The organism is Curtobacterium sp. B18 (assembly GCF_000333375.1).
GTDB lineage: Bacteria > Actinomycetota > Actinomycetes > Actinomycetales > Microbacteriaceae > Curtobacterium.
The window spans coordinates 1-10849 of the sequence record NZ_BACZ01000067.1; the positions used below are offsets into that span (position 1 = coordinate 1).

Consider the following 10849-nt stretch of genomic DNA (forward strand, 5'->3'; position numbering starts at 1 on the left):
AGCGGTTGCTCGAGGCGTCGGTCATCGGCAGCCCGAAGACCCCGCCGTGCGGGAGGCCGACCAGCGGGGCGTTGTTGCCGCGGGAGAACCGGGCGGACGCCTGCGTGCCGCGGGTCGTGCGGACGTGGTCGAGCGGGGTGCTCGGGGTCGGGCGCGCGGGACCGATGCGGACGGCGTCGAGCCAGCCACGGAGCGCCGGGCGTGACCCGTCTGCGGTCGTGGGGTACGGGTCGGAGCCGAGCCGCGCCTCCAGGCGGTCCACGACCCGGCCCGCGAGCGGCGTGAGGTCCACCGCGCGACGGTTCCACTGGTCGACCCACTGCTTGCGCGCGGCCGCCTGCGCCGCGGGTGTGAGCGCGTCGCCGTACTGGTCGTGGGCCGTGTCGCTCAGCCTGCTGCCGTCGGTGCAGACGACGTCCACCACGAACGCCGTGGCGTCCCAGAAGTGCGGCAGGTCGGCCTCGGTCGGTTCCGTGCGGCCGTCGGGCAGGACCCGCTCCGGGAACCACACCCACGACAGCTCGTCACCCGGCTCGATCGCCCGCCCGGTGAACCCGGGCACGACCGCCTCGGCGACGTGGTCGCCGGAGGGACGTTCGACCAAGAGGCCCTCGGCCGAGTCGAAGCCGACGCCGTTCCGCGCGGCCACGGCCGTCGTCGGGCCACCGCTCCGTTGCAGTTCTCGCACCGGCTCAGCGTATTTGCTCCAGCGTCTGGAGGAGAACCCCCGGCGTGTCAGCCCTTGTTGTGACCGGGAGCGTTGCCGGAGTTGCCCGGTCCGGTGTTCCCGGTGTTCCCGGTGTTCCCGGGTCCACTCGTGTCGACGGCCGGGTCCGCGCCGTCCTGCGGCGCCTGGACGGGGTTGCTCGCCGGGGCCGAGGGCTCCGGCCCCACCGACGGCTCGTCGGCCGGGTCGCTCGGCTGCGCGGGCTCGGACGGCTGCTCGGCCGGTTCGGACGGCTGCTCGGCCGGTTCGGAGGGTTGCTCGGCGGGCTCCGACGGTTGGTCCGCGGGTTCGGAGGGCTGTTCGGCCGGCTGGGACGGCTGCTGGTCGTCCGTCGACGACGAGCTCGACTCGGTCGGGGCCGGCGTCGACCCGTCGTCACCGCCCAGGGCGACCACGGCCACGACGATGCCGGCGAGCACGAGCACGACGACCACCACGGCCGCGATGATCGCGCCGCGCCGACGACGGGGTCGGTCGTCCCCTGCCGCTGCCGAGGGGGTCGGGACCGGGCCGGCCGGACCGCCGGGCCGACCACCGGCGGCCGACGCACCGGTGGCGCCGCGGGACGCCTGCGCGCCGAGCACGGTGGTCGCGACGTCGTCGGCGGCGCTCGGGCGGTGCGTGTCCATCACGCGGGTCGCGTCCTCGGCACCGGGGGACGCGGTCGGCATCGCGCGCGTCGCCGCGTCGTTCCCGGAGGCGCCAGGCGCCGGCATGGCCTGCGTCGCCTCGTCGGCGCGTGCTGCCCCGGCCGCTCCGGCTGCGGCAGCACCGGCGGCGGCCGCACCGGCAGCCGCCGCGGGCGTCACGGTCCCGGGACCGCCGGGCAGCAGCTGCGTGGCCGGCGCGGCGTCGTCGTGGCCGAGCGCGCGGAGTCGCTGCGCGGCCTCGGCGGCGGAGGGTCGCTCCGCCGGGTCCTGCGCGGTCATGACGTGCAGCAGCGTGCGCCACGCGGTGGGCAGGTGCTGGTCGATCTCCGGGCCACGGGTCAGGCGCGCGGTCGCGGACTCGACCGCGCTGCCCGGGAACGGCTGGCGGCCGGTCAGGCTCTCGAGGAGCATCAGCCCGAGCGCGTAGACGTCGGCCTTGCCCGTGATCGGCTGCGCGAGGACCTGCTCCGGCGCGATGTACGCCGCCGTGCCCATCACCGTGCCGGTCTGGGTGGCCCGGGCGCCGTCCCGCAGCAGGGCGATGCCGAAGTCGGCGAGCTTGACGTGCACGCCGTCGCTCTCGAGCAGCACGTTCGCGGGCTTGACGTCACGGTGCACGATGCCCTGCGCGTGCGCCGCTGCGAGGCCGTCGGCGACCTGCGCCCCAACACCCGCGGCGGTCGACCGGTCGAGCGGTCCCTCGCGCAGTCGGGTCGCGAGGTCGCTGCCCGGGACCAGCTCCATCACGAGGTACGAGTCGCCGTCGACGTCGTCGAGCGCCGCGTCGTAGAGGGTCACGAGCGCCGGGCTGCGGAGCGCCGCCAGCGTCTGGATCTCCGCCTCGGCACGGGCACGTTCGCCGTGGTCCACCGCCCCGATGCGGAAGACCTTGACCGCCACCTCGCGGCCGAGCTGCTCGTCGACCGCCCGGTAGACGGACGCCATGCCGCCGTGCCCGAGCGTTCCCGTGACGCGGTACCGACCGCCGAAGACCCGTTCTTCCATGCGGGGCAACCTACCGGGGCGACCTGACGGGTGGCGCACCTCGGCGGAGTGCCGTCAGGTAGAACCGGTGCGCCGTGATCACCAGGGCGAGCCAGGCGAGCCCGAGCGCCCACGCCGCCAGCACGTCGGTGAGCCAGTGGTGCCCGAGGAACACGCGCGAGATGCCGACCGAGACGACGAACGCCGTGCCCGCGACGATCGTCCACACCCGGGTCACGAGCTTCGACTGCCGGAGCAGCAGCAGGTAGACGATCGTCCCGACGATGACCGTGGCGTTGAGCGTGTGCCCGGACGGGAACGACGGCGAGTGCTCGTACGGCGGGACGGCGTCGGCGAGCGGCGGTCGGGCGCGGCCGATGAGGTCCTTGCCCGCGACCGTCATGAGCAGCGACCCGCCGGAGGCCGCCACGAGCAGCACCACCGGCGTCCACGCACGACGCTGGATCGTGAACCCGACGAGGAACCCCAGGGCGACGATCGGCATCCCGATCGTGCCGGCGACGTCGGTCCACCAGGTCACGAGGGTGTCGGCCGTCGGCGACCGCAGCGTCAGCATCCAGTCGAGGACGGGCCGGTCGAGCACGGCGACGTCGTCCGCCTCGCGCACCGCGTCGTAGACCTCGGACGCCACCCAGGTCGCGGTGACGGCCACCCCGATGCCGATCGCGAGGGTGGCCACGAGCAGCGGGAGGGCGCCCCAGCGGTGGCCGAGCGCTGCCCAGCCGGCCGCCGTCGCCCGTCCGGCACGGGTGCGCCACGTCGTGAGGTCGACGGTGCCGACGCGTTCGTCGGGCGCCTCCGGGTGATCGGTCTGCATCGACCCACCCTGCCCGAACCCGGGTGTGCAGGTGCGGTGCACGCCGCGGCGACCGGCGCCGGACACCGGGCACCGGGACCGGGCACCTGGGACCGGGCACCCGGTCCCGCACGCCGTCGCGGGTCAGTCCTTCGCCGCGCCGTAGTCGTCGACGACCGCCACCGACAGCGGGAACACCACCGGGAAGTCGCGGAACAGCAGCCGCCCGGCATCGGCCGCCGCGGCCCGCACCTGCTCGGCCACCCACTCGGCGTGCTCGGCCGGGGTGTGCACGACGATCTCGTCGTGCACGAAGAACACCAGGTGCGGGCCGTCCGTCACCGGCCCCGGGAAGCGTTCGGCGAGCCGCGAGCGCAGCGACCCCATCCAGGCGAGCGCCCACTCGGCCGCCGTCCCCTGCACGATGAAGTTCCGGGTGAACCGGCCCCAGCTCCGCGCCCGTGCCTCGACCGCGCGCTGCATCGCCGGCGTCCCCTCGACCGTGTACGCCTGGTTCCGCGCCTCGAACCAGGCGGCGTCCGGCACCGGGGACGTCCGGCCGAGCAGGGTCGTCACGGCCTCGCCCCGCTCCCCCGCCCGGGCCGCCCGGCTGACGAGTCCGAGGGCGGCCGGGAACGCCCGCTCGAGCCGCGGGACGAGCCGCCCGCCCTCGCCCTGGGTCGCCCCGTACATCGCGCCGAGCATCGCACCCTTGGCCTGCTGCCGGGTCTCGACCGCACCGGACGCCACGACGCCGTCGTACAGGTCGCGCCCGTCCCCGGCCGTCGCCATCGCCCGGTCGCCGGACATCGCCGCGAGCACCCGGGGTTCCAGCTGTGCCGCGTCGGCCACCACGAGCTTCCAGCCGTCGTCGGCGACCACGGCGGCACGGATCCCCTTCGGCAGCTGCATCGCTCCCCCGCCGTCGGCGGCCCAGCGCCCCGTCACGACCCCGCCGACGAGGTACTTCGGGTGGAACCGTCCGTCCTGCACCCACTCGTCGAGCCAGGTCCAGCCGTTCGCGGTCAGCAACCGGGCGAGCCGCTTGTACTCGAGCAGCGGTTCGATGACCGGGTGCTCGATCTCCTGCAGCTCCCACTTCCGCGTGCTCGTGACCATCAGGCCGGCCCGACGGAGGGCCTTCAGCACGTCGGCGGGTGAGTCCGGGTTGAGCGACGGGTCCCCCAGCCGGTCCCGCACGACGGCCGCGATCTCCTCGAGCCGTCGCGGTCGCACCCCGTACGGGACCCGCGGGCCGAGAGCGTCCTCGAGCAGGCGTTCGTGCACGTCCGCACGCCACGGCAGCCCGGCGTGGAGCATCTCCGCCGCGACGAGCGCACCCGCCGACTCCGCCGTCACCAGGAGTCGCAGCGCGCCGGGCGCGGTGGACGACGCGACCGCGTCGAGCTGCGCGCGCAGCTCCGCCACCGGGTCGAGCGCGTCGTCGGGAGGCGACACCTCGAAGAGCGCGTCGTCGAAGAGCCGGGCGTGCGTCGGTCGGGCGACCCGCGCCTCCTGGACGGGTGCGTCCCACCCGTCTGCCGGCGCCGCGGCGAGCGCGGTGCCCCGCGTCGCGAGCGCGGACCGCAGGATGCGTCGGCAGAGCCGCAGGTCGATGCACCGGCCGACACGGCCGCCCGCTCGGAGCACGGCCGGGTACCAGCGCGCGGTGTCGTCCCACACCCAGCGCACGTCGGGTGCGTCGCGGGCCGCGACGAAGGCCGGGAGGCGCGGCTCGACCACGCGGATCGGCTCGCCGTCGGCGGTCCCCGCGTCGGTCAGGGGCGTCGCGAGGACGCCACCGTCGACGCGGCGGAGGACGAGGTGCACGGAACGATCATGCCGTGCGCCACCGTCAGTGCCTCACACGGTCGGTTCGGTGGCTGCCGGTGTCACTGCTCGGGGTCGCGGCGGCGGTCCCGGCCGGCCGCGTCACCGGGACGCACGGCGGCGGTGTCGGCGACGTCGATGCGGACGTCGCCGTCGTCGGCGCGGGACACCTCGACGCGTGGGTCGGCGTCGTGCTCGTCGGAGCCTGACATGCGTCGGAGGGTGTCTTGCCGGCGGGCTTCGAAGGACATGTCGACTCCGTCGTCGAGGTGGTCACGGTCGGGCTTCGTCATGGGGCCGACCGTACGCGGTCAGCAGAGCGGGACGTTCACCGCGAGCCCGCCCATCGCGGTCTCCTTGTACTTCGTGGACATGTCGGCCCCGGTCTGGCGCATCGTCTCGACGACCTGGTCGAGCGACACGTGGTGCACGCCGTCGCCCCGGAGCGCCATCCGCGCCGCGTTGATCGCCTTGTTCGCCGCGATCGCGTTCCGCTCGATGCACGGGATCTGCACGAGTCCGCCGATCGGGTCGCAGGTGAGCCCGAGGTTGTGCTCCATCGCGATCTCGGCGGCGTTCTCGACCTGCTCGGGCGTCCCGCCGAGCACCTCGGCGAGTCCGGCGGCGGCCATCGACGCCGCCGACCCGACCTCGCCCTGGCAGCCGACCTCGGCGCCGGAGATCGAGGCCCGTTCCTTGTAGATCGAGCCGACGGCGCCGGCCGTCAGCAGGAAGCGCAGGACGGTGTCGTCGCGGTGCTCCGCGGTGACCGTCGGGACGTAGGTGAGGGCGTAGTACAGGACGGCGGGGATGATGCCGGCAGCCCCGTTCGTCGGTGCCGTGACGACCCGGCCGCCCGTGGCGTTCTCCTCGTTGACGGCCATCGCCATGAGGTTCACCCACTCCATCGCGAAGAGCGGGTCGTGCTCGGGGTCGTCGGCGGTGAGCTGCTCGAACCAGTTCGCGGCGCGGCGGCGCACGGTGAGCCCGCCAGGGAGCGTCCCGGAGCGGGCGACGGACCGCTCGACGCAGGACTCCATGACGTCGTGGATGCGCAGGAGGCCGGCCCGGACGTCCTCGGTGCTGCGTGTGGCGGTCTCGTTGGCGAGCGCGATCCCACTGACCGGCAACCCGTTCGCCGCGCACGCCGCGAGGAGCTCGGCGCCGCTCGAGAACGGGAACGGCACGGCGTCGTCGACGGGGATGGCGGCCTCGGCGACGTCCCCCTCGGAGTCGTTCGTGATGAAGCCGCCACCGATCGAGTAGTAGGTCTCCTCGGCGAGGACCGCGCGCGAGGCGTCGGTGGCACGGAGGCGCATCGCGTTCGGGTGGCGGGGCAGCATCGTCAGGGGGTGCAGGACGATGTCCGTCAGCCGGAACGGGACGGTCGCGCCGCCGGCGAGCCGGAGCCGACCGGTGTCCTCGAGCTCGGCGAGCGACGCGCCCATGGCGTCGGGATCGACGGTCTCGGGGTCGGAGCCCATCAGACCGGCGACGACCGCGCCGAGCGTCCCGTGGCCCTGGCCCGTCGACGCCAGCGAGCCGTACAGGTCGACGGCGACCGACGCGACCGGGGTTCCGGCCAGGCGGGACGCGAACGCGCGCCCGGCCCGCATCGGCCCGACGGTGTGGGAACTCGACGGACCGATCCCGATGCTGAACAGGTCGAAGACGGAGACCGGCATCCCGCCACACTAACCCGTCCGGACGGGTGGGCGATCAGCGACGCGAGCCCTGGTTCGGCATGAGGATCCAGAGGACGACGTAGGCGATCCAGAGCGGCCCGGGGAAGAAGCTCAGGATCACCCAGGCGACGCGGACGAGGGTGCGGGACCAGCCGAAGCGGTCGGCGATGCCGGCGCAGACCCCGGCGAGGAGACGGCCCGTGCGAGGGCGGATGAGTGTGGTCATGGCCTCGACGCTACGGAGGTTCCGCCCGGCATCGCACCCGGGGGACACCCCGATCCGAGGTGGGGACAACCCCACCCCTGCACAGCACTCGGAGGTGGACCGCTCCATCCCCGTGGACATGGGAGACTGACGGCATGCCCATCCTCAACAAGGACATGCAGGTCTGCATCTCGCTCGCCGCGCGACCGAGCAACATCGGCACCCGGTTCCACAACTTCCTCTACGACGAACTCGGGCTCGAGTTCGTCTACAAGGCGTTCACCACGACCGACCTGCCGGGCGCCGTCACGGGCATCCGGGCGCTCGGGATCCGCGGCTGCTCGGTGTCGATGCCCTTCAAGGAGGCGATCATCCCCCTCGTCGACGTCGTCGAGGACTCCGCGGCCGCCATCGAGTCGATCAACACCGTGGTGAACGACGACGGTGTGCTCACCGCGTCCAACACCGACTACGAAGCGGTGGCGTCGCTGCTCGCCTCGCACGCGGTCGACCCCGGCCGGAGCGTGCTCCTGCGTGGCTCGGGCGGGATGGCCAAGGCGGTCACCGCGGCGTTCCGCGGCGCGGGCTTCGACCGCCTCACCGTGCTCGCCCGCAACGAGCAGGCCGGGCCCGCCCTCGCCGCGCAGTACGGCTACGAGTGGGTCGCCGACGAGCGGGACGCGCCGGACGCCGACGTCCTCGTGAACGTCACACCCCTCGGGATGCGTGGCGACCAGCAGGACACGCTCGCCTTCGACCAGGACCGGATCGATGCCGCGACGACCGTGTTCGACGTGGTCGCGTTCCCGTCCGAGACCCCGCTCGTCCGCGCCGGGCGCGCTGCCGACAAGCAGGTCGTCACCGGCGCCGAGGTGATCGCGCTGCAGGCCGCACGGCAGTTCGAGCGGTACACCGGCGTCGCGCTGACCGACGACCAGGTCCGACGGGCGAGCGAGTTCAGTCGCCGCGAGGCGTGATCGGCTGGTCGGTGTACCGCATGCCCATGCGGGAGCGGACCTCGTCGAGGGTCATCTCGGCGATCTCGTTCGCCCGACGGTTGCCGGCGGCCAGCACCTCGGCGACGACCGACGGGTCGCGTGCGAGTTCGGCGCGACGGCGTCGGTGCGCGGCGAAGCGCTCGTTGACCGCCTCGACCGCGACACGCTTCACCGCCGCCGCGCCCGCTGAGCCGATCTCGTCCGCCAGTTCCTCCGGGGTCGTGCCCGTGCAGAGCGCCGCCGTCGTGAGGAGCGCTGCGATCCCGGGACGACGCTCCGGATCGAAGGTGATGTGCCGGTCGCTGTCCGTCCGTGCCCGTCGCACCACCGCCGCCGTCTCGTCCTCGGTCATGCCGAGCGCGATGGCGTTGCCGTAGCTCTTGCTCATCTTCCGCCCGTCGACCCCCGGCACCTCCGGGGACGTCGTGACGAGGGGCTCCGGCTCCGGGAACACCTCGCCGAACCGGTCGTTGAACCGCCGTGCGATCGTCCTGGTCATCTCGACGTGCGGCAGGTTGTCCTTGCCCACCGGGACGAGGTTGCCCTTGCAGAACAGGATGTCGGCGGCCTGGTGGACCGGGTAGGTGAGCATCAGCCCGCTGAGCGTGCGACCGGAGGCCTGGAGCTCGGCCTTCACGGTCGGGTTGCGGTGCAGCTCCGCCTCCGTGACGAGGCTGAGGAACGGCAGCAGCAACTGGTTGAGCGCCGGCACCGAGGAGTGCGTGAAGACCGTCGTCGCAGCCGGGTCGAGTCCGGCCGCGAGGTAGTCGAGCACCGCCTCGTGCACGTTCGAGGCGACGTCGCCGGCGGTGTCCCGGTCGGTGATGACCTGGTAGTCGGCGAGCACGAGGAAGGTCTCGACGCCGCGCCCCTGCAGCGCGACCCGTTCGGCGATCGTGCCGAAGTAGTGCCCGAGGTGCAGGCGACCGGTCGGCCGTTCGCCGGTCAGGACGCGGAACCGGTCCGGTCGGGCGCGGATCCGCGCGTCGAGGTCGTGCATGCGGTGCTGTGTGGCGGTGAAGGTGTCCACTGGAGTTGCCCTCTCGAGAGAAAGGGCTGCACGACGGTCCTGCGGGTCTACGAGCTGCCGTGCAGCCCGCGACCATGCGTCATGAGGCTGCTACCGCAGCCACCACGAAGAACGACGTGTACGCATGCAGCGGATCGTAGCGCGGTCCCATCCGGAGCGACACCCCTCGGCGCCGTCCACCGTCCAGCGCCCGGCACGACCCCGCCACGGGTGCCGGGGTCGCCTACGCTGGTCGGATGCTCTCCCGACGTGACGCCGCCGTCCGGCTCGACATCCCCCTCGAGATGGCGACCCGACACGGGATCCCCGCACGCCTCAGCGAGGCCGAGCTCACGGCGATCGAGCAGGACCCGCCCGCCTGGCTCGTGCAGTCCCGGGCGAACCGCACCGGCACGAAGAAGGTCTGGACGCGGCTCGAGTGCGTCGTGTGCGGCTACTCCGAGGAGGCGCGTCCGAAGAAATGGTGGCCCGACTGGGACCACCTGATGTGCGACTACCACGAGCCCTACCAGGCGCCGGACCCCGCCTCGGGCGCCACCCGGCACGAGGTCGAAGGCATCGGCAGCCGCTTCGTCGCGCTCGTCGACACCCGGCCGTAGCGCGGAGCACACCCGAACCCCGCACCGAGCTGCACCCGCGCCGCGCCCTGATCGTGCACCGTCCACGACGGAAGGCACGGTACCCACCGGCACCGCGCCTCCCGTCCTGCCCGCACACGGCGCCCACCGGCGCCGTCACGCGGCTGGGTCAGTCGACGGCGTCCCCGATGGCGGCACCGACCCCGGCCGCCGCCACGACGGCGCCGGCCCAGGCCACCGCTGCCGGGGTGGCCGCGACGGGACGGAGGCACGGAACGTGGTCGCCTCGTCACTGTCGAACGGGACGGCGTCGAGCTGTCGTGTCTGCTGCATGCGCTGCTTCCTTCCTCGATGTCCTGGTGATCAGTTCCCGACGGCCTCTTCGACCGCGTACGCGGCGACCGCACCCGTGAAGACCGAGGTGGCGGCGAGCGCTGCGAGCGGGGTCGCGGCGAGGGGCTGCTCCGGTGCGAACCGCTGCCCGCGGTCGCTGTCGAACGCGATGTCGGCGATGGTGGTCATGCTGGATTCCTTCCGTTCTGCGATGGTGATGGTCGGGCGCTGGGCCCGGTTCCCGGCCCGGGGGGCCGAGGTCACTCTCGTCGTGCCGAGACGACGAAGACTGCGGCTGCGATGCCGAGCACGACCAGGACCGACAGCCACGCGAAGCCGGGCAGGTCGAACAGGAGTATCGCCACCGCGATGGCGATGAGCACGACGGGTGCTGCGAACCACAGCGCGGTCCGTGTGTTGGCGTTCATCTGGTCTCCTCCTTCGGTCGTGCGGACGCTGCGGAGGCGGCGTCCGGCTGCCGACGGGGGCCGTCCCCGTCGTGCATGGGTTCCCGTCGGGATGCGAAGAGCTCCTCGACGGGCACGGTGTCGTCGTGGCCGCCCGTGCGGACGATCGCGAACTGGACGGCATCGGCGCGGCCACCGGTCTGCGCGGCGACGACGCGGCGGACGAAGGCGAGCAGCGCGCGGTAGTCGGCGCCCGTCTCGTACCCGTCCGGCAGCTGTTCCGCTGCCACCAAGAACCGTCCGACCACGTCGAACAGGCCCTTGTCGACCCGCCGGTCCGGGAACCACAGCATGTGCCGGAGCCGGCGTGCTGCGACGTCCTTGGTCCGCGTCCACTGCACGACGTCACGCGAACGGAACCGCCCGATCGACCACAGCGAGCGCAGCGCCGACGCGACCGTGTTCGGCTCGAGCACCTCCCCGCGGCTGACGGCGTCGGGCGGCGTCGGGACCTCGGCGAACCGCAGGACGGTCGGGCGTGCGCGGTCGGCGTTCGCGACCTCGACCGCGCGGATCGAGGATCCCGCGATGTCGATGCCCACGAT

At 73.5% G+C, this 10849-nt stretch carries 11 protein-coding genes and 2 pseudogenes; 2 read left to right on the forward strand and 11 right to left on the reverse strand.

The window, feature by feature from the left end; translation table 11 throughout:
* From I5E_RS01850 to I5E_RS01880, 7 genes and pseudogenes are all read right to left on the reverse strand, one after another.
* Positions 1 to 688: pseudogene (locus tag I5E_RS01850) on the reverse strand (GH92 family glycosyl hydrolase); the annotation flags it as partial.
* A 47-nt stretch (positions 689 to 735) separates the two neighbouring features.
* On the reverse strand, positions 736 to 2382 hold the full coding sequence (locus I5E_RS01855; protein WP_022905500.1) for a serine/threonine-protein kinase: 1647 nt from the start codon (positions 2380 to 2382) through the stop codon (positions 736 to 738).
* A gap of 10 nt (positions 2383 to 2392) precedes the next feature.
* The gene (locus tag I5E_RS01860) at positions 2393 to 3199 is read right to left on the reverse strand and encodes a phosphatase PAP2 family protein (protein WP_031261065.1); all 807 of its coding nucleotides are present in this window, start codon (positions 3197 to 3199) and stop codon (positions 2393 to 2395) included.
* 123 nt (positions 3200 to 3322) lie between these two features.
* On the reverse strand, positions 3323 to 5008 hold the full coding sequence (locus I5E_RS01865; RefSeq protein ID WP_022905502.1) for a bifunctional 3'-5' exonuclease/DNA polymerase: 1686 nt from the start codon (positions 5006 to 5008) through the stop codon (positions 3323 to 3325).
* Between the two features lie 62 nt (positions 5009 to 5070).
* The gene (locus I5E_RS01870) at positions 5071 to 5301 is read right to left on the reverse strand and encodes a hypothetical protein (protein WP_022905503.1); all 231 of its coding nucleotides are present in this window, start codon (positions 5299 to 5301) and stop codon (positions 5071 to 5073) included.
* Positions 5302 to 5319: 18 nt separating this feature from the next.
* Positions 5320 to 6693, reverse strand: coding sequence for an L-serine ammonia-lyase (locus tag I5E_RS01875; protein WP_022905504.1), 1374 nt, complete (start codon positions 6691 to 6693; stop codon positions 5320 to 5322).
* Positions 6694 to 6727: 34 nt separating this feature from the next.
* Positions 6728 to 6919, reverse strand: a complete 192-nt coding sequence (locus tag I5E_RS01880; RefSeq protein WP_022905505.1) for a PspC domain-containing protein — start codon at positions 6917 to 6919, stop codon at positions 6728 to 6730.
* Positions 6920 to 7053: 134 nt separating this feature from the next.
* On the opposite strand from I5E_RS01880, the gene I5E_RS01885 reads away from it, so the two are divergent.
* Complete coding sequence (locus tag I5E_RS01885; protein ID WP_022905506.1) at positions 7054 to 7875, forward strand: shikimate 5-dehydrogenase; 822 nt, start codon at positions 7054 to 7056, stop codon at positions 7873 to 7875.
* Here I5E_RS01885 and trpS read toward each other — a convergent pair.
* On the reverse strand, positions 7856 to 8926 hold the full coding sequence (gene trpS / locus I5E_RS01890; RefSeq protein WP_022905507.1) for a tryptophan--tRNA ligase: 1071 nt from the start codon (positions 8924 to 8926) through the stop codon (positions 7856 to 7858). The two genes, I5E_RS01885 and trpS, sit on opposite strands and share 20 nt — an antisense overlap.
* A 236-nt stretch (positions 8927 to 9162) precedes the next feature.
* On the opposite strand from trpS, the gene I5E_RS01895 reads away from it, so the two are divergent.
* Complete coding sequence (locus I5E_RS01895) at positions 9163 to 9525, forward strand: hypothetical protein (protein WP_022905508.1); 363 nt, start codon at positions 9163 to 9165, stop codon at positions 9523 to 9525.
* 342 nt (positions 9526 to 9867) lie between these two features.
* Here the strand turns inward: I5E_RS01895 and I5E_RS25120 are convergent, their stop codons facing one another.
* The 3 genes and pseudogenes from I5E_RS25120 to I5E_RS25130 all read right to left on the reverse strand — a co-directional run.
* Entirely contained in the window at positions 9868 to 10026 is a 159-nt protein-coding gene (locus I5E_RS25120; protein ID WP_156794815.1) for a hypothetical protein, read from the reverse strand.
* A gap of 71 nt (positions 10027 to 10097) precedes the next feature.
* A complete protein-coding gene (locus I5E_RS25125; RefSeq protein ID WP_022905510.1) occupies positions 10098 to 10265 on the reverse strand; it encodes a hypothetical protein in 168 nt (55 codons plus the stop codon).
* Positions 10262 to 10849 (reverse strand): annotated as a pseudogene (locus I5E_RS25130) (hypothetical protein); the annotation flags it as partial. The gene I5E_RS25125 and the pseudogene I5E_RS25130, both read right to left, overlap by 4 nt.